This window comes from Salinimonas chungwhensis DSM 16280, assembly GCF_000378185.1.
Lineage (GTDB): Bacteria > Pseudomonadota > Gammaproteobacteria > Enterobacterales > Alteromonadaceae > Alteromonas > Alteromonas chungwhensis.
This window is the reverse complement of sequence record NZ_KB899388.1, coordinates 38,078-57,335: the sequence shown is the minus strand read 5'-3', so window position 1 is coordinate 57,335 and position 19,258 is coordinate 38,078. Positions and strand designations below refer to the sequence as shown.

Here is a 19,258-nt window from a genome sequence, read left to right as displayed (position 1 = left end):
GCAACGTAGGCCACGGAGATATCCTAACAACCTTCAACATCGACAGGATTTTTATGGTGGATCTTAGTGCTTACCGGGGTATCATTTTTGATATGGACGGCACGCTGATGGACTCAATGGGCGCTCATTTACTGGCGTGGGAAAAAACCTGTCATGCTTTTGGCTACACCTTTGATAAGGCGTTTATGCATTCTTTGGGCGGGGTTCCCACCGCCCAGACGGTGGAAATACTGAACGATACATATAATCAACAGCATTCAGTCAGCGACGTCAGCAGTTATAAAGAGTCGGTCTGGAAAAAGCTGGACCACCGGCCCACACTCATCAGTGAAACACTGGCGGTGTTTAATCATTATCATGGCAGCATGCCCATTAGTGTGGGCACTGGTGCGCAAAGAGAGGATGCCGAAACTTTGCTTGTTCATCATGAGCTGATAAACAGAATTGATGCGCTGGTGACGGCCAGTGATGTCAAACGTGGCAAACCCCATCCGGAAACTTTTCTCACTGCTGCCAGACAAATGGGTGTCTCTGCTCAGGATTGTGTTGTTTTTGAAGACACCCAGATAGGGCTTGAAGCTGCACACCGTGCAGGTATGGATTGCTTTTTAGTCGACGCCGGGATAATTCAGCAGCCCGTCAAGGCGGCCCCGCGTAATAATTAAAAAATGCAGTAGTGATTACTAGCTTTAGTCAGGGTAAAAACATGTTGTCTTTTCGATTCTGGGCGCTTTGCTTTTCAGTCGTGTTGAGTGGGTGCGCTATTGATGTCAGCTCAGGTTCCTTTGTCCACCAGGATCCTTCGGTGTTGCCGCTGGATACCACGCAATTGCATCAGCGGGTAAATGAAGATGAAGCAGAAGTCTCTATAACCACGGTAGAGCTTACAAATGCCCAGGGGCTGACGCTTAAAGGCGTGGCGGTGTCATATCCCAATCCGGTGGTAAATATCGTATTTTTTGCCGGTAACGGCATGAGTATTTCTAACTCGTCGGGGTTGATGCATCGCTTCGGACAAATTCCGGCCAATATTTTATGGGTAGATTACCAGGGGGTAGGTGCCAGTCAGAAAGCAGCCAGTATGCGTATGGCCAACCTAAAAGCAGATGCGTTGCAGGTTTATGACTACGGCAGAAGCGTTTTTCCGGATAAGCTGCCTACGGTTGTTCATGGTATTTCAATGGGCAGCATTGTTGCCAGCTATGTTGCGTCAGTCCGAGATGTCGACGGTCTGGTGCTGGATGGTCCTATTAACCGAATAACGGATGTGGCACAGAACATGGTGCCGTCGTGGACAAAATACTTCACCTACCTGGAAGTCTCTGCGGATTTGGCGTTGGTAGATAATGCTGACTATATTCGCAATTACCACGGCCCTTTATTGATCCTCACAGGCCGCGACGACCAGCTCACACCAGTCAAATTCGGTCGCGAGCTGTATGATACTTCCACCAGTTTAAATAAAGAAATTATTATTGTGCCGGGGGCGGGACACGGTGAAACCATGGAGCATCGACGGGTGGCGCCCAAATACCGGGAATTCATCGAATCCTTCGACAAGTTTCCCGGCTATTAGTCTTACTGACGGAAGTCTGTGGTACTGTCAGTGGCAAATAACGCGAACATGCTGTAAATCGCAGTGTTTACTTTTAATGCCTCACGATCGACCTTATCCAGTGTATCGTTCTCGGTATGATGAAAGTCAAAGTAATCACTGCCATCGGGATTAAAGTTTACTGCTGGTTGTCCCGCTTTACCCAGCTCACTCATATCGGACTGGCCCGTTGCATCGTTGCTGTTGGCTAAAGTGACGCCCATAGGGACCAGCATTTTGGCGAACGCTTTTATATCGGCCAGTGATTGTTGACCTACGCCGGGCTCCAGCTCGTAGATTTTACCGTTGCCGAAGTCCCACTCTGCGCCGATGACATGCTTGTCCATTTCATCCTGGTGTTTAGCCACATAGTCTTTGGCACCATGCAACCCAATCTCTTCGGCGGCAAAAAGGATTACCCGCAAGGTGCGCTCAGGGCGTGTTTCGAGCTCGCTTAGATAATGGCCTGCGGCCAGGGTAATTCCGACACCGATACCATCATCTACCGCACCAGTTCCTACATCCCAGCTATCCAGATGTGCACCAAGGGTCACTACCTGGTCTGGATATTTCGAGCCGGTGACTTCGCCGATGACATTGGCAATGGTGGTTGTCTGGTTTTGCGTACCGGTATCTGACAGGGTTAATGAAAAGGTGACGGGCTTATTCCGCGTCAGCATTGACGCCAGTAAGTCTGCATCCGGGTTGGAGATAGCGATGGCCGGGATCTTATCAACACCGTCCTGGTAAATCTGCACGCCAGTATGAGCAAAACGATTTGTGTCCGTGCCTACTGAGCGCATGACAAATGCCACAGCGCCTTTGCGGGCTGCCTCAGAGGCCCCCACCACCCGAGCGCCAACCGCCTGGCCATAACCATGACCGTCACGATGGCGCGCCATCTTATAACTGACAAAGGCTATTTTGCCTTTAATATCACCTGCGCTGGCGGCCTTTAGCGCATCAAGGTTTTCAAATTCAATCACTTCGGCAGTGACCGCTTTTCCATTGGTACCAACGCTGTTGCCCAGTGCCAGGGCTTTTATTTTTTGTTTATAGGGTTGTGTGATACTGGCTTTAAGCTCTCCGCGCTGCCACAACGTAGCTTCACTTTCTTCTTTCCAGACCTTATCGAAACCCAGCGATTTCATTTTCTGCATGGCCCATTTCACTGAGGCTTTTTCACCGGGGGTACCTACCATTCGCGGGCCAACCTCTGTGGTGAGTGACTCAATAATCTGATAGGACAAATCATCATTAAGCGCGTGCGCCTTAATGGCTTTGAGCTGTTCCCTGGTTTGTGGGGTGAGGTCATTGGCCCAGGCGGTGGCGGTGGTCAGCACCAGTAATCCGGCCAGTGCGCTTTGGAATAAAAACGGCTTTAGCATTAATTATCCTGTTTATGAAAGAGAACCAGTATCTTCAGGCACACAGAGGCTGAAGACCAGCAGCACGCGACAAGGCCGGCAGATTAAGCGATCAATTCCCGTGTTCAGTCATCATAATCCTGTGGCGCGTAACCAACCTGTGTTTTAGCCACGTAATCATGCAGACAGCGGCGGGATTTACCAAAAATAAATAAGGGGTCGATTAGCGAAATTAGCGGTCCTATAAGCGGGATTGAATATGCCACCGCCATAGGTAAATAGCGCAGAAAAACGTAGCGTGAAAATGTTGCCTGAACGCCGCTCAAGTCCTCTACGCGGATGCCCAGAAAATGCTTACCCACGGTTTGGCCCGCAGTGGCAATAAAGTAACCGTGGATGACAATAAACATTACAAAGCTATAAATTGCCGCTGTGATGATAAGCGCCAAATCTGCTTGCTGTAGACGCTCGACCCCAAAGTAAATCCATAAAGGAATGGAAGCCACAAGGCTAATTAGCAGGTCAATAAGAAATGCTGCAAAGCGTTCTCTTCGCCGCGCAAGTTTAAGGTGCTCAATGCCATTGATATTGTCTATTTCTTCTTCTTCCCGACGTCGAATATACTGGGCTAACAACGCCGCCCGTTCAGGCTGCTCGTCTTTATCCAGTGTTTCGTAAGCCTGGTGAAGTTCTGCCAATGTATACGTTTCGTAATCAGGTGCTTGCACGGGAACTCATCTTTTTACTCATCTTGTAATGGAGTGTACCCGCCGAGCAGAAAAACTCAAACAGGTTCATGTTTATCCGGTTAATGGTAAATGTAAATGGCACTAAAGAAAATTCTGTTCAAAAATACAGCTTACAACGGCTTCACCAAACTTTATTATTGCTAAATCAAAGGTCTAACCCCGTTTGAGTGAGAATTTTTACGCAGTGCCTTTGTTTTTCGTTATAATGAAGCACTCTGATTCAGCGTGAACCGCGGATCAAATCTTATTACCCTATCTGCACAGGCTTAAAGGCTTGACAGTAAACAGATAAACAGGAGATATCGATGGCAAGTAGAGGCGTGAACAAGGTAATCCTGGTAGGAAACCTTGGCAATGATCCTGAAGTTAGATACATGCCTAATGGCAATGCCGTAGCTAATCTGAGTCTGGCAACCAGTGAGAGCTGGAAAGATCAGCAGGGTCAGTTGCAGGAACGCACTGAGTGGCATCGGTTGACGATGTATCGCAGGCTTGCAGAAGTAGCCGGTGAATACCTGAAGAAAGGGTCGCAGATTTACGTTGAGGGTAAATTACAAACCCGTAAATGGCAGGACCAGCAGGGACAGGATCGCTACACCACAGAAATTATTGTTGATCAGATGCAAATGCTTGGAGGTCGCAGTGAAGGCGGCAACCAAGGCGGTTATCAGCGCCAGCAGAGCAATCAGGGTAACCAGGGCGGTTACCAACAGCAGCCTGGTCAACAGCAAAATCAGAATCAGGGTTACAGCAATGCGCCTAATCAGGGAGGCAACCCCTCTGGTCAAAACAATCAGGGTGGGCAGAATAGTAAACCACCTATGGCCGAGCCTGACTTCGATTTTGACGACGATATACCGTTCTGACGGTTACTAAAGAGTATAGTTTGTAAAGCCGCATTCGATGCGGCTTTTTTTATTTGTATTCACAGCCGTCTTATTTTTAATTTGCCGAACAGGTTATCCGACTACTTCGTAACATATCAGCCTATAATTTTCGAAGTCGCTTTACGCACGAGGTGTAAAAAAGCAGAAAGCTGATTATTCAGTGTTCGTTATTGTCATTTTTTAGCCCTTCGGTACATACATTGCTAAAAAGCGGTTCGTATGACGGTAATGGTAAATTGATGACTAATCTAAAACGCCACCTCTGCGTTAAGTCGTATATCAGCCCGGAGCATAGTATGTTAAGTACAGAGACTACCTATGGTTAAAGCAGCCATCGCCGCATAGTTATTTATGCACAATTTGCATTGATTGTCAGTGATGTTAGCCGGTTCTTTTTCTCTTTCGCCAGCAATCCCAGGGAGGGTGCGGTGACAGTGCGTCAAACAGGTATTGTATAAATGTACTCACTTTGCGTACGCCAAGCCGGCGCTGCGGCGTAAGCACGTAAAGATCGCGGTGGCCATCTACGACCTCGGCCCGCCAGTCTTCCAGCACTGGCACCAACGTGCCGGCCGCCAATTCTCCGGCAATTAGCCAGGTTGGGAACAGTACTAATCCCTGGCCAAGTAACGCGGCTCTGACCAGGCTCTCTGGGTCGTTGCTATACAGATTGCCGGTAACCTCGAATGGCGTCGATTCATTATCCGCTGGCGCTTGAAAGTACCAGCGCTGCCGGCCCATTTCACCCTGATAGAGTAAGCAATTATGATTATCTAAATCATCTGGCGTAACAGGCTCACTATGGTCAGACAGATAGTGCGGTGCTGCGGCAACCACATAATTCATCGGCGCAAGGCGCCGCCCGATAAGCGATGAATCGGCCAGATCACCGACGCGAAAGGTAATGTCGTGACCTTCACGCATTGGGTCGATGATCTGGTCGCTTAGCAGCAATTCTGCACTGATTCCCGGGTAACGATTCTGGAATTCGTGTAGCAACGGGACGATTTGACGCTGACCAAATGCTGCCGGGGCATTGATGCGCAAAACTCCACTAGGTTCCCGGTCTGGATAAGCGAGTGCTTCGGTGGCCAGGTCAAGTCGCTCCAGGATTTCGCGTACTTCTTCATAGTATCGCCATCCCGCCTCGGTCAGGGCGACTGCGCGGGTGTGGCGATACAGTAATGGCTGACCAATTGATTCTTCCAGGCCTGCAATCTGGCGTGAAACAGAAGATACCGCCCGGTGAAAGTGACGCGCGGCTGCGGTGAAACTGCCAGTAGCAGCGACCCGCTCGAACACTCGCAAAGCGTTTAGGTCTAACGAACTGAAATCCATTAAGTTGCGCTCTGTGCAATAAACATTTGTGATAATTACGATTGTAGCAACTCTCGAGCATCTTTACACTTTGCTTATCGGTTCCAGTCTCTCGGTCTGGGCCACTTTCAACTTTGAGGGAGACATAATATGCGAAAAGGTACAGCACTGGTAGTTGGCGCTACCGGCTTAACCGGCGGAAATCTTGCCAAATATCTGGTTGCAAGCGGGTGGAGTGTATACGGCTTGTCGCGCAGCGGTACTGAAGAACCCGGTGTAATCCCTGTGGTCGCTGATTTATTAGACAAAGAGCAAACGCACAAGGCACTTGCCGACGTGTCGGTCACTCACGTTTTTTACTGCACATGGATAAAGCGTGACAGCGAGAAAGCAAACGTTGAGGCTAACAGCGCAATGATGAACAACCTGTTCAATGCGCTTAATGCCGATGAGCTAGTTCACGCATCACTGGTGACAGGCACCAAACAGTATCTAGGATCCTTCGATGCCTACGGAAGTGGAAAAATCGAGACGCCATTTCGCGAATCCGAGCCTCGTGTGCCTGGCGACAATTTTTACTATGCCCTGGAAGATGTCCTGTTCGAAGCGGCCAGGCGTCATCATTTTTCCTGGAACGTACATCGGCCCCACACCGTTATCGGTTATGCGCGGGGCAACGCTATGAACATGGGGACGACGATTGCTGTCTATGCCTCCATTTGTAAGGCTACCGGCAAGCCATTTATATTTCCGGGTTCACAAACCCAGTGGAATGCGCTTACCGATATGACCGATGCATTGCTGTTAGCCCGGCAGATGGAGTGGGCGGCGACAACGCCCGGCGCAGCCAATCAGGCTTTTAATACCGTGAATGGCGATTCATTTCGCTGGCGCCGCATGTGGCAAGAAATTGGTGAGTATTTTGGTCTTGACGTGCCGGACTGCCCAGAGACGCCGCAACCGCTCGACGAGCAGATGACCGATGCTCAATCTATATGGCGAGATATTGCCAAAAAGCATAATCTTGTTGAGCCGGATGTTGAAAAGCTTGCATCCTGGTGGCACACCGATGCTGATCTCGGCCGTGAGCAGGAATGTGTCAATGATGTCACCAAATCACGGGATTTTGGCTTTAGTGACTTTCGCGAAACCCGTGCAGCCTTTTTTGACTTGTTCGACCGCTTGCGGGTGGAGAAGATAATTCCCGGATAGAAGCGTAACGTAGCGCGCTGTCAACGGTCATATAGACGAGAATGACACGTGTAACCAGAGTCAAATCAAAGAGTGGACTTTTTAAGCCTCGCTGCAGCGAGGCTTTTTTGTAACCGGCTAGATGCATGTATGAATACGTATGCATAATGTTTATAAGATGACAGTCAAATGTAAATATAATGTTTCATTCGTGAAAAGAGGTCATTATGCAAAACAGGTCATTATCCCAGGGCATATTTCGTCGCTCATTAACCGGGGCTGCTCTGACAGGGGTTATGCTGGTTTCTCAGGCTCAGGCAGATGTCATATTGCATGCGTTCAACTGGCAGTATGACGACGTTGCCGAAAAAGCAGAGGAAATCGCTGCATTAGGATACAAAAAGGTGTTGGTATCGCCCGCCTATAAGTCCACTGGCAGTCAATGGTGGGCTCGTTATCAGCCACAGGATTATCGTGTTATAGACAATCCGCTGGGCGATACTGACGACTTTAAAGCAATGGTTGCTGCGCTGGAAGCACAGGGGGTAGAGACCTACGCCGACATTGTGTTTAACCATATGGCTAACGAAGCCTCGCAACGCAGTGACTTGAATTACCCCGGCGTGGCGGTGCTGGATGAGTATGCTTCCCGTCAATCTTATTATGACCGCATCACTTTATTTGGCGATGTACGAAATGGGTTGTTCAGCGGTAATGATTTTCATGGCACCTACGATCCGCAGGGACCACAATGTATCAGTGACTATTCCAACGTCGGGGATGTGCAGTATAACCGTTTATGCGGCGCGGCGCCGGACCCGGGTCTGCCAGACCTTGACCCTAACAATTGGGTCGTCGAGAAACAGAAACAGTATCTCCAAGCGCTGAAAGATTTTGGTGTTACCGGCTTTCGTGTTGATGCCGCCAAACATATGACCAATTATCATATTAATCAGGTATTTGATGAGAATATTAAGCAAGGCACACATGTGTTTGGCGAAATCATTACCACTGGCGGCGCAGGAAGTGCTGAATATGATAAATTCCTGGCCCCCTATATCAGCCAGACCGGCCATGATGCCTATGACTTTCCACTCTTTGCACAGATAAGAAATGCTTTTGGATTTGGTGGTTCTATGACAGCGCTTGTGGATCCAGGTGCCTATGGGCAGGCGCTACCCGGTGATCAGGCCGTTACCTTTAGTGTGACCCATGATATACCGTTGAATGACGGGTTCCGGTATCAGTTATTAGATGCTGCTGATGAGGCGCTGGCCAATGCTTACGTATTGGGCCGCGACGGTGGGTCTCCGCTGTTATATTCTGACCATAACGAGAGCGGTGATGGTCGCTGGCAGGATCTGTACAAGCGCGATGATATAGAAGGCATGATCTCATTTCACAATGAGACGCAGGGCCGTAGCATGGAGGTGATTAATTACAATGACTGCTTTTTGCTGTTTAAGCGCGAACATGTCGGGGTTGTCGGTATTAATAAATGTGATACGGGGCAGGATGTGTGGGTAGACACCTCTGCTGAAGGATTATGGTGGTATCGAAACTATCAGGATACTCTGTCATCCGATGTACAATATATATCAAGCCAGTGGCACAATTTTTACCTGCCGGGACGCAGCGCGAGAATGTGGCTGATGGAATAATAGTATTAGTTTTTCTTTTTCAGGCACTGCCCGGCGGATCGTTTCGCGCGGGCAGCATGATGCTCAGTAGGCCGCTTTCACATCGTTGATAAAAGCTTGCCAAGTTTCATTGGGCTGCCAGGTTTGTACCAGCGCTTTTCTGGCAGTTTCATCAGGAACATCTTGTTGCGTGACCTGATAAAGGTAAGTAAATACGGCACCCCGCCAGTTTTTGCGGCAGTGGGTTAACACAATACCTGGCTGCGAACGTGCAGAATCCATAGATTCAACATACGCAGAAAAATCGTTTATCGTAGGGTTTTGCCAGTCTACGGGTACATTGTGATAAGTCATTCCCAGCGTTGACACCAGCGCTTGCTCATCACTTCTGTCACCGGGAATAAGATCGATAACCGTGCGTACGCCCTTGTCTTTTAATAGTCTGAACTGTTGTTCGGAAGGGAGACCTGAGCTCATCATATCATCGCTATCAGTGCGATAGTTTTCCAGCGTATCCAGCGTATCCGCTACCTGCATATCTTGATGGCTATCGTGATCGCCGTGTGCTGTCGCTACAGTGGCAATGGTCAGCGCAATCAGAAAACACAGCAGTTGGTTTATATATCTCATGGAATCTGCCTGAGTGACGTAGAATTTTTTACTATAGCCATCATCCCGGGGAAGTACTAATCATAAATGTATCCAGATATGACCAAACACAACATGCTTAACGATTCTTCTCCCTGTATCCGGTGACCATGGCGTAGATAAGGTTCCGTTTTCCTACAATGCTGGTGATAAGCACAGCCGCTATATGAATGCACACCATCACAAATAAAACGTCGGCGGTAACAGCATGTATCCACTCCAGCTCACTGCTGCCGAAAAAGTAATCTGTTTCTTTGAGTAGAAAACCGGTGGTGGCCAACACTACGAACGCTGTGAATACCGCATAGACCATCATCCAGCCCAGCGGGTTGTGGCCTGTTTTGGCAGGGATATGTCGCTGTTTCAAATGCGCAAAATGCTTTTTGAATTCAGTTTTGCGTAAAGCAGAAATTGAAAACCGGGCGTAGCCGTTGCTGATAAACCCATACCAACAACGAACAACCACACAGGATAACGCGGCATAACCGATCCACTGATGATTGTCGCCGCCCGGTGATAGCACAAAGTAATTTAACGCAAAGAGTATGACGAGTAACCAATGAACTACACGTACTAACCAGCCCCAGACATAGACTCTTTGCTCAGACACAATTAATTTTCCTCTTTAACCACTTCACCATTAACCGGGTTAAAGTAGATTTCAACATTCTGGCCGTTGGAATCTTTGCCATATATCTCGTAACACTGGCCGTCGGTTACTTCAAACTTATCGATGGTGTAGCCTTCATTTTTCAACTGGTTCTGGAATTCGTTCTCATCCATCCAGGTCTCTTTTGCCTGTGTGGTGCATTGCGGATCAGAGCTTACGCCACATCCACCAAGCGTCACTGCTGCACCAATGAGTGCTAATGAACATAATTTTTTCATTGTGTAGTCCTTATTTTCAGTTTGTCGATTAAGACGCAAAGTCTGTCTGTTGCGCCGCTAGCCACAGGGAATTCGTCGGGGATAAGTAGTTAAGCCTCTGACTTTTAACCTGCTGGAAAACAAAATCCTATATGTTTTGATAGTGCGCTACGGTGTCATGGATCACCGCATTTCCAAGTAAACCTTTTTTGCAAGAAAACGACTTCGAGATCCAATAGTAAAGCGCTTCAATTTACGACTTTAACATAATGTTTTGCCACAGTTTTCTGCTCAAGGCCAGTGAAAACGACGCGAATTGCTTTTACTGGCTTTTTAATAAACAGATGAAATTTGTACGCAACGATTCTGCGCGCGTCAGGCGTGGGGGCGGGTTGTGCCTCTAACAATAAGCTCAGGTGAAAGAATATGTGTTAAAGACTGGTGTTTATCACCGTACGCCTGATTCAGGATCCAGCGTGCAGCCATTTCACCAATCTCACGCACCGGGTAATCAATCGTGGTCAGTTTCGGTGTTAAATAGCTGGCATAGTCGATGTTATCAAAACCAATCACTGATACATCTTCAGGTACATTACGGCCCTGCTCTCTGAGTGCGTTAATCGCGCCGGTGGCCATCTCATCGTTACCGCAGGCAATCGCTGTATAGTGAGCCTGGCGTCTGGCTAATTCGGCCACACATGCTTCACCTGATTGGGCCTGAAAGTTACCTTCCACTATTAAATTTTCATCCAGTGGAATGTGCGCTTCTTCTAATGCCTGCTTATGTCCGTTGAGACGGTTAATACCATCGGCCTTAAATAGCGCGCCGGCAGCATAGGCTATCGCGGCATGACCCTGATCGATAAGATGCCGGGTAGCCAGATAACCACCCAGGGTGTTATTCAGGCTGATACATTTTTCACCGATCTCCTCAATATAACGGTTAACAATTACCAGAGGGACTTTTTGTCGCGCCAGCTGAATAAGGTAGTCATCACTGACTGCTTCCACATGTAAAATCAACGCATCGCAACGCCGACTTAGCAGCGCATCAATTTCGGCTCTTTCCAGTTTATCGTCACTGTGCCCGGCCACCACAAACATATGCTTGTTTGCTTTGCGCAACACATGCTCTGAACCTGCAACCATGGCGCCAAAAAAAGAACCGTGAAGTTCCGGCACCACATAGCCGATGGTATTGGTTTTATTGGAAGCCAGTGAAGCTGCTATGACATTATGCCGATAGCCCAGCTCCTCCATTGCGCTGAGAACGAGCTGACGCGTTTTTTCCTTAACGGTGTCAGTGTTATTGATGACCCTTGATACTGTTGCTGATGAAACACCTGCTTTTTCACTTACCTGTTTTATTGTAACCATAATGTCCTGTCCAGCATGTTATTCGCGGTTTGCAGTAACCGGGTGTTCGGGGTAGGGAGAGTGGGTACTGGATGCCAGTGCCTGCTGAATTTGATCTAAACGAGCATTATCCAGCGCGTAGCCTCGCATCAGATAGGCCACCGCAAAGGAAGCCAGGGCCGGACCGAGGCAGAATGAAACCAGGATGCCATTTGCTACCTCAGGATGGGCGATCCCCGGCTGATAGTTGTACAACGCTAATAACCAACCCGCCAGCGCACCGCCGGTAGCTAACCCTACTTTTATAAAAAATACTACCGTTGAATAGGTTACGCCTGTCATTCGTACCCCTGTTTTATACTCACCGTAATCCACTACGTCGGCAATTTTAGCCCAGAGCAATGGTGTCGACATTTGAAAAACAAGCCCCCAGATAAATTGCAGCGCAATAGCCTGGTAGGGAGCATCCAACGGAATAAAGAAATTAGACAGACAAATCAGGGCACTGGTTATTTGCAGCCAGATATATAACCTGACTTTACCTATTTTCTGGCTGCATTTTATAGCCAGTGCGCAACCAACAATACTGCCAAGCATGCCCGCGGTAATAAACGGCGTGACCAGTTCAGGCAATCCCAGGGAATACTTCACATAATAAATAGCCATCGTGTTACGCAGCGCTACCCCTGTGACGACCAGCATTGCGACTGTACATAAAATCCGGCACTGGTCATTACACCACAGAATACGCATTTGTCGGGTTATGGAAGGCATGTTCGATTCGGCCGGCTTAACCCGTTCTCGAGTACCTGCAAAGCACACCAGAAACAGCACCATACCAACTGTGCCCATAACCAGCATGGTAAGCTGATAACCCCGTGCGGTATCCCCCTGACCTAATAAATCTACCAGGGGCAGCATAAATGCAGTTACAATCAGCCCCCCGATCATCGCAAATACAAACCGGTAAGCCTGAATGGAGATACGCTCGCTGGCCTGGGCGCTCATTACGCCTCCAAGCGCGGAGTAGGGAATATTGATAGCCGTGTATGTCAGCATCAGTAAGGCATAAGTAATATATGCGTAAATGAGTTTACCGCTGGCAGTGAAGGTAGAGGGGGAGGTAAACGCCAGTACGCTGGTAAGCGCAAATGGCAGCGCCAGCCAGGCCAGGTAAGGCCGGTAAGCGCCCCACTTAGTGCGCGTGGTATCCGCCAAAGAGCCCATTAACGGATCGGTTACCGCGTCCATGATACGAATGACCAGAAACATGGTACCTACCGCTGCTGCGGGAATGCCCACCACATCGGTGTAGTAAAACGTTAAAAACAGCATGACAGACTGAAAAATAAAATTGCTGGCAGTGTCACCCAGTCCGTATGCGATTTTTTCGCGCGCACTTACCATTTAAGACATACCGCCGTTATTCTTCCTGTACCGCTGTGTAAATACATCGCTCGGCAAGCATTGCCTGTAATGCAATTGCACTTTGTTTTAAGAAACGTTGTTGGGAGTCGTAGTCGACATACACAATGCCGAACCGCTTTGTGTAGCCCAGTGCCCATTCAAAATTATCCAGCAGGCTCCATACAAAATAGCCCGTAATATTCACGCCGGCTACTGCTGCATTATTTACCGCATCCATATGCGCTTGCAAATAAGCAATGCGCTGGTAGTCAGCTACTTTGCCATCAATCAATGTATCATCACAAGCCATGCCGTTTTCGGTAATCAGTACCGGTGGTAACACATAGTCTTCATGCAGCCGTATTAGCAAATCTGTCAGACCCTGCGGAAACACTTCCCATCCCATTGCTGATGTGGGGCTGTTGCTCGGCGCCTCTAACCGGCGAAAACCATGTGTCTGGTCATAACAGACCCGGGCCCGGGTATAGTAATTCACCCCCAGATAATCATTAGCAGCACTGATAATTTGCATATCACCGGGTAGAATGTCCGGCCGTTCAATCTCTGGCAGGTCGTCAAGAAGCGCCGGGTATTGCGCAGTTAGCAATGGCTGAATATACCAGTCAGTGTGATGTGCATGAGCCAGCGCCGTTGCAGCTGCATCGGCGTCTGCTGCGCTGGCAGGATAGTAGGGGGTGAAATTTAATACAATTCCAGCCTGTGCTGAGGGGGCCAGACGCCTTATAACGGGCATGGCCAGCCCATGGGCCAGTAACAGATGATGAATTGCTTTTTTCCCGTAAGCACGCTCGGCTTTGCCGGGCGCGTGCACCCCGATTTCGTAGCCCAAGTATGCACTGCAAAATGGCTCGTTGAGGGTTGCGTAAGAATACACCCGATCGCCGAAGGCCTTTGTCACAACCTCTGTGTAGCGGGCAAATTCATAGGCAGTCTCGCGGTTAAGCCAGCCGCCGCGATCTTCAAGGTACTGCGGCAAATCCCAGTGATAAAGGGTCACATAAGCCCGAATGTTGTGGGCGTGCAAAAAATCCAGAATACCAATGTAAAAATCGATACCTTGCTGGTTAACGCTGCCATCGGCGCGCATGATACGCGGCCAGCTGACTGAAAAGCGATAGGCATCCACGTTAAGTGAAGCAATCAGGGATAAATCCTCATGCCAGCGATTAATGTGATCGCAGGCGACTGTCCCATCGCTGTTATCAGCAATCGCACCGGGTTGTTGACAAAATGTGTCCCAAATCGATGCTTCCCGGCTTTCTGCTGCCCCTTCAATCTGAAATGATGAAGTGGCCACGCCGACGGTAAAATCTGGTGATTTGAAGACTGAGCCCTCAGGCACAACTAATTTCATGTTACTCTCTGTAAATACTTCCTGAGCGCTGGCTACTGGCAAAACCGCTTGAGATATTCTTCATGGGGCGGCAGCTTATTGACGGTCCGGCTAATTTGCGTAGTGACCTGATTCAGCAGTGCCTGTAGTTCATCACGGCTCATGGTATTGACAATAGGATGATAAGCCTGAGGCATCAGTCCCTGGCCTATCATGACCTGTTGCCAGGAATCGTCAAACAACTCACTGCCTTCACGAAAAACACGACCAGTTTTAACGAACAGATCAATTCTGTGGCGCAGTGATTCGGGCACATCCATTTGCCGGCAATGACGCCAAAACGGCGTATCCGTGCGGTTGGTCACATGATAATGCAGAATAATGAAATCGCGAATATGCTCGATATCAAAGTCAGCCTGAGTATTGAACTCATTTATGTCTTCCTGCACCACGCCATTGGTTGGGAACATCCGTAAAAAGCGCACGATGCCCTGTTGAATTAAATGAATACTGGTCGATTCCAATGGCTCCAGAAAGCCGCTGGCAAGTCCTAAAGCAAGGCAGTTACGGTTCCACTGTTTGCGTCGTCGGCCTGTTCTGAAATGAATAACCCTGGGATCATTAAGCGGATTACCTTCAACATTATGCAGCAGCTTATCGATGGTTTCATCATCAGACTGATACTGACTGCAATAAACCATGCCGTTGCCTACCCGATGTCGCAATGGAATACGCCATTGCCAACCGGCCTCGTGAGCGATACAACGCGTATAGGGTAGCGGCGCGCTGGTAGTTTCAGTTTGCACCGCTACGGCACTGTCACAGGGCAGCCAGTGAGACCAGTCTTCATACCCGGTATGCATGGCTTTTTCAATTAACAGTCCCTTAAAGCCGGTGCAATCAATGAAAAAGTCACCTTCGATATGCTGACCATTATCCAGATCCAGGCTTTCAATAAAGCCATCAGCAGCGCGCAGATTGACCTTGTCGATTTTAGCATCGATTCTGGTCAGGCCTTCTTTTTCTGACAATTGCCGCAAAAATTTGGCGTAGCTGGTGGCATCAATGTGGTAGGCGTAGTTAAGCCCGTTATTGGGCAGATGGGCAAACTTATTAGCTTCGGCCGCCTGTCGTTCCAGACAGTAATCGCCAAAATCCCCGCTTAAGCCTTCTTTTAGCCCCCTGAGCCAAAAATGTTGAAAGCCGGCAGCCCAACAATCTTTGCCGGTAACGCCAAATGCATGCAGGTAAGTGTGGTCGAGATCTTTCCAGTTCTCAAAATTAATGCCCAGCTTGTAAGTGGCATTCGTCTGCGCCATAAAATCCTGTTCACTGATCTTCAACAGCTTATGAAAAAAGACCAGCGTCGGAATAGTGGCTTCTCCGACACCCACTGTACCGATATCAGAGCTTTCTATCAGCGTGACATCAACATTGTTTTTTAAAACCCGCGTGAGGGCAGCTGCTGCCATCCAGCCGGCAGTGCCGCCACCGGCGATTACCACGCGTGTTTTTCTATTGTCCTGCTTCATCGTAGTCACCTTTTACTGCTTTAAGTGATTGGCCAGCCAGGCTCGGAACTGGCGCTGGGTAGTTTCACTTTGCTCACCCAACGGCCCTTTCATAGCCTCGGGAATATGCTCAAAACGCTGGCTGTCCTGGCCAAACACATAAAAATCAAACATCGATTGCCATGCCTGTCGTTCTTTATCGGGTAACTGGCTTAATGACAATAGTGCGTGATACAACGCATTTTCAGCTCGCCCCAAATGACTTGGTGCATCTCGCCACCAAAAGTTCACGAGCATATTGAGGCTCTGCTGGCCTTCAATATGGTGCCACCACATTGACGGGATAAGTAGTGCATCGCCAGGCTCCAGCTCCACCGTAAATGCATTATCCAGGGCCTCTTTAAAGCGGGGGAACTTGTCATAATCAGGGGCGTGGAAATCTACCAGACTGACAGCCTGGCCGGCCGGGGTAAAGTGCAGTGGGCCGACATACAGATTTTCCACCTCAGCGGGCGGGAATAATGTCACTTTACGGCGCCCTGCGGTGACGCAAATCAGGTTATCCGGTGCATCATAATGTGCCGCAATACGGCTTTTGTTGCCTATCCAAAGCGTGGCCAACGGCTCAGCCTCGTCAAGCGGGATAGGGTTTTCATGGGTGAACCCGGGTAAGCAACTATCGATACTGGTTGAACCCACATAAAGCGAGTCCGCGTCGGGCGAATCCTGGCGTTCAAGTAACATATTCAGCGCCGCCATGAATGGCTGACGCTGACGGGTAAAATTAAAGCCGTTCATCTGTTCATTGTAGAACATCCGGCCCTGATGTTTTGCTGCCAGATGCAAACAGTCTACAACCATACCTTTATCAAACTGACTGAGGTAGTTAACCAACGCCTGGTTTGATTGCGTTGCCGCTTTAACCACCGGCCAGTGCGCCACCAGCCCGCGCATTACCCGTGGCTCATGAAACCCGCGCAGGGTTTGCAGTAACTGGTTATCAGCAGGGCAGGGAACAGAGGGTACCGGTCTCATTACAATGTCGCTTTTTTCTTGCGAATAAGTGTCGACAGTTGTGACATTGAGGCAAGCATCATATAAATTACCTCTAAATCACCATGTGTCTGAAGCTCAGCGATTTCATCGCCAGTCAGACTCCTAAGCACCTCTTCGTTAATCGTGTAGAAACCCGCTAAGCGATGAGTCTCATCCTGATTGAGGTCTACATCCAAAACAAAAGACTCTATGAGCGATAAGGCACTGCAGCGCTCTATAAACTGATCATGCTTGTCCAGGCTTTGGTGTAACGTGCTCAGCACGTTGGCTATATTATCGATGTAATCGGTATTGCCACCATGTGGCAGAAAAATAGGCTGACCTTCATGTTCGTTAATGCGTGAATCATCCATATCTATATGGATTGAAAGAGTAGACTCATCACTTTGATGACGACCAATTAAAAAAGGGCCTTTTTCCACAACAAGGGGTTTGTAGCTTGCACGCCATTGATGGTTTTCAATGTAAAGATTCTCGCCGTTTTCAAATCCCAGTAGCGCTACAAGCTGAAATGCACCATCCGGATTTTTAGCGAACATCAGTGGATAATGTGCCTGGGCATGACGAGCTTCTACAGGATAAACCGGCACGCACATAACATTATGGCCGTGCTGTTCGCCATATGACTCGCGAACCTTAAGGTGCTTGTGATCGACATTATTTAATAAAACATGATGTGGCATTAATAGCTCCGCTCAGCGAACAGTCTGTGATGCTGATATTTTAAGTGCATCAATATATGCACGGTTTGACAGTAAACCGTCGTTTTGTTGTTTTTTTCGTCGCTCATTGGTTTTTAAAAAATGAGCGATTTTTTCATTTTCGTGAGACGCAAGATGTGGCACGGCGCCCGACGCAAAGCCCATCCCACACAAGATATACTGATAGCTTGCCATGGGAAATATTTCATCGCTATACATAAAGTCATATTGGGAAACAGGGCGTTGTTGCCACTGCATCAGCCAGTCATAGAGTTGTGATGAAGCGGTGCTCATATCGCGCATGTCCCGCCAGTAATCACTGTCTTCCCGCTTACTTAAAACATAATGCAATTTAAGAAAGTCGATAATTCTTTGCCACTTTGCCTCGAACGTGTGGTTGTAGTGACGTGATGCCGCTTCGATCGTAGACATTGTCGCGGGTAATTGATTGGCAACGTGGCGAGCGGCTAACTCGATCATAACGAGTGCCGAGGCCTCTAGGGGTTCCAGGAAACCGGCTGAGGTGCCAATAGCAACGCAATTTTTTACCCAGCTTTGTTTTCGATAGCCAGGTGTAAACCGTATTTCGCGTAATTGGTCAGAGCTGACAGATTCCGTGGTCTTATCATTGTTCAGATACCGCAATAAAGTATCAGCTGCCTGGTTTATATCACAATGCTCTGCGCTATGAACGTACCCCACACCTTTGCGCGTTGGCAGTCCGATATCCCAAATCCAACCATGGGGCTGTGCAGTGGAAAGGGTTGTAGAGGCAATGGGGGCGTCACTACGAAGATAGGACGCCTGCGCAGCCAACGCTGTATTGTTCTTGAGAATATCATCGACTCGGTGAAGATCACTCTTATAGTGTTCTCCAATAAGCTTTGCTGCAAACCCAGTACAATCAATAAATAGTTGACCAGAAATATATTGTTGCTTACCCCTTAACCCTCTAATGAAATTATTCTGGTCGGTTTCTACTTGTTCAATGTGTTCAAGTACGTGGATTATTCCCAGCTTTTCAATACAGTGTCGCTTTAGAAAATCTGCAAATTTGGATGCATCGAGATGATAACCATAATTTGCAACAGCTGCGAAAGGAGGAGTTTTCAGTTGTTTAGGTGCCTTAGATTGTCGGCACAAATCCACCTGGGTAGAAAATAAGCTTGCGAAAGGTATCTGTGACGCTCGTTGCTGCCACCAGGCAGTCACGTCGGCCTCAAAAAAACCTACCGGCAGGTCAAAGGGATGATAGTAGGTGTCATCAGGTTCGTTGTTGCGCCAATTGTTGAAACAGGTGCCCTGTTTGAAAGAGACATTGCATTCAAGTAGAAATTCCCGTTCATCTACACCTATGCGCCGCAGCGTATCTCGCATAGTGGGCCAGGTACCTTCTCCGACGCCTAATATATGCACTTCAGGTGACTCTACAAGGGTCACTTCAAGGTTTGGATTGTTAATGACATCATTCTCGGCAGCGATGATTGCAGCAGTAAGCCATCCAGCAGTTCCACCACCAGCAATTACAATCGAATTTACGGATGTTGTACTTTGAGGATTCACTTTTTTCATTTCACCACTGTTTTTTCGTCATTATATCGAACGGATAGTAT

The 19,258-nt window shown here is 48.4% G+C and carries 18 protein-coding genes; 5 read left to right on the top strand and 13 right to left on the bottom strand.

Annotation, left to right across the window (positions count from 1 at the left end; genetic code table 11):
• Positions 1 to 53 precede the first annotated feature (53 nt).
• Both F458_RS0115800 and F458_RS0115795 read left to right on the top strand, forming a co-directional pair.
• Complete coding sequence (locus tag F458_RS0115800) at positions 54 to 665, top strand: beta-phosphoglucomutase family hydrolase (protein ID WP_018984408.1); 612 nt, start codon at positions 54 to 56, stop codon at positions 663 to 665.
• Positions 666 to 706: 41 nt separating this feature from the next.
• Positions 707 to 1,576 (top strand): alpha/beta hydrolase, encoded by an 870-nt coding sequence (locus tag F458_RS0115795; RefSeq protein ID WP_026294730.1) that lies wholly within the window; start codon positions 707 to 709, stop codon positions 1,574 to 1,576.
• A gap of 2 nt (positions 1,577 to 1,578) precedes the next feature.
• Here the strand turns inward: F458_RS0115795 and F458_RS0115790 are convergent, their stop codons facing one another.
• The gene (locus tag F458_RS0115790) at positions 1,579 to 2,982 is read right to left on the bottom strand and encodes a M20/M25/M40 family metallo-hydrolase (RefSeq protein WP_018984406.1); all 1,404 of its coding nucleotides are present in this window, start codon (positions 2,980 to 2,982) and stop codon (positions 1,579 to 1,581) included.
• A 104-nt stretch (positions 2,983 to 3,086) separates the two neighbouring features.
• Positions 3,087 to 3,689 (bottom strand): RDD family protein, encoded by a 603-nt coding sequence (locus F458_RS0115785; RefSeq protein ID WP_018984405.1) that lies wholly within the window; start codon positions 3,687 to 3,689, stop codon positions 3,087 to 3,089.
• 326 nt (positions 3,690 to 4,015) lie between these two features.
• On the opposite strand from F458_RS0115785, the gene F458_RS0115780 reads away from it, so the two are divergent.
• Positions 4,016 to 4,576 (top strand): single-stranded DNA-binding protein, encoded by a 561-nt coding sequence (locus F458_RS0115780; RefSeq protein ID WP_018984404.1) that lies wholly within the window; start codon positions 4,016 to 4,018, stop codon positions 4,574 to 4,576.
• Between the two features lie 402 nt (positions 4,577 to 4,978).
• On the opposite strand, the gene F458_RS0115775 is transcribed toward F458_RS0115780, so the two are convergent.
• Positions 4,979 to 5,935, bottom strand: a complete 957-nt coding sequence (locus F458_RS0115775) for a LysR family transcriptional regulator (RefSeq protein ID WP_018984403.1) — start codon at positions 5,933 to 5,935, stop codon at positions 4,979 to 4,981.
• 129 nt (positions 5,936 to 6,064) lie between these two features.
• Here F458_RS0115775 and F458_RS0115770 point away from each other — a divergent pair, with 129 nt between their 5' ends.
• Together F458_RS0115770 and F458_RS0115765 are read left to right on the top strand one after the other, a co-directional pair.
• Entirely contained in the window at positions 6,065 to 7,126 is a 1,062-nt protein-coding gene (locus F458_RS0115770) for an SDR family oxidoreductase (protein ID WP_018984402.1), read from the top strand.
• A gap of 206 nt (positions 7,127 to 7,332) precedes the next feature.
• Positions 7,333 to 8,766, top strand: coding sequence for an alpha-amylase family protein (locus F458_RS0115765; RefSeq protein ID WP_018984401.1), 1,434 nt, complete (start codon positions 7,333 to 7,335; stop codon positions 8,764 to 8,766).
• Between the two features lie 63 nt (positions 8,767 to 8,829).
• Here F458_RS0115765 and F458_RS0115760 read toward each other — a convergent pair whose 3' ends face one another.
• From F458_RS0115760 to F458_RS0115715, 10 genes are all read right to left on the bottom strand, one after another.
• Positions 8,830 to 9,375, bottom strand: coding sequence for a protein tyrosine phosphatase family protein (locus tag F458_RS0115760; RefSeq protein ID WP_018984400.1), 546 nt, complete (start codon positions 9,373 to 9,375; stop codon positions 8,830 to 8,832).
• A 97-nt stretch (positions 9,376 to 9,472) separates the two neighbouring features.
• Positions 9,473 to 10,003 carry a cytochrome b/b6 domain-containing protein gene (locus F458_RS0115755; RefSeq protein WP_018984399.1) on the bottom strand — a complete coding sequence of 177 codons (531 nt, stop codon included), beginning with the start codon at positions 10,001 to 10,003 and terminating at the stop codon, positions 9,473 to 9,475.
• 2 nt (positions 10,004 to 10,005) lie between these two features.
• Positions 10,006 to 10,281 (bottom strand): PepSY domain-containing protein, encoded by a 276-nt coding sequence (locus tag F458_RS0115750; RefSeq protein WP_018984398.1) that lies wholly within the window; start codon positions 10,279 to 10,281, stop codon positions 10,006 to 10,008.
• 354 nt (positions 10,282 to 10,635) lie between these two features.
• On the bottom strand, positions 10,636 to 11,637 hold the full coding sequence (locus F458_RS0115745) for a LacI family DNA-binding transcriptional regulator (RefSeq protein ID WP_018984397.1): 1,002 nt from the start codon (positions 11,635 to 11,637) through the stop codon (positions 10,636 to 10,638).
• A gap of 18 nt (positions 11,638 to 11,655) precedes the next feature.
• Complete coding sequence (locus F458_RS0115740) at positions 11,656 to 13,023, bottom strand: glycoside-pentoside-hexuronide (GPH):cation symporter (protein ID WP_018984396.1); 1,368 nt, start codon at positions 13,021 to 13,023, stop codon at positions 11,656 to 11,658.
• Between the two features lie 16 nt (positions 13,024 to 13,039).
• The gene (locus F458_RS0115735; protein ID WP_018984395.1) at positions 13,040 to 14,398 is read right to left on the bottom strand and encodes a GH1 family beta-glucosidase; all 1,359 of its coding nucleotides are present in this window, start codon (positions 14,396 to 14,398) and stop codon (positions 13,040 to 13,042) included.
• Positions 14,399 to 14,430: 32 nt separating this feature from the next.
• Positions 14,431 to 15,909 carry a tryptophan halogenase family protein gene (locus F458_RS0115730; protein WP_018984394.1) on the bottom strand — a complete coding sequence of 493 codons (1,479 nt, stop codon included), beginning with the start codon at positions 15,907 to 15,909 and terminating at the stop codon, positions 14,431 to 14,433.
• A gap of 12 nt (positions 15,910 to 15,921) precedes the next feature.
• On the bottom strand, positions 15,922 to 16,923 hold the full coding sequence (locus F458_RS0115725; RefSeq protein WP_018984393.1) for a cupin-like domain-containing protein: 1,002 nt from the start codon (positions 16,921 to 16,923) through the stop codon (positions 15,922 to 15,924).
• On the bottom strand, positions 16,923 to 17,627 hold the full coding sequence (locus F458_RS0115720) for a SapC family protein (RefSeq protein ID WP_018984392.1): 705 nt from the start codon (positions 17,625 to 17,627) through the stop codon (positions 16,923 to 16,925). Before F458_RS0115720 ends, F458_RS0115725 begins: the two co-directional genes overlap by 1 nt.
• A 12-nt stretch (positions 17,628 to 17,639) precedes the next feature.
• A complete protein-coding gene (locus F458_RS0115715; RefSeq protein WP_018984391.1) occupies positions 17,640 to 19,217 on the bottom strand; it encodes a tryptophan halogenase family protein in 1,578 nt (525 codons plus the stop codon).
• Between the last annotated feature and the right edge of the window lie 41 nt (positions 19,218 to 19,258).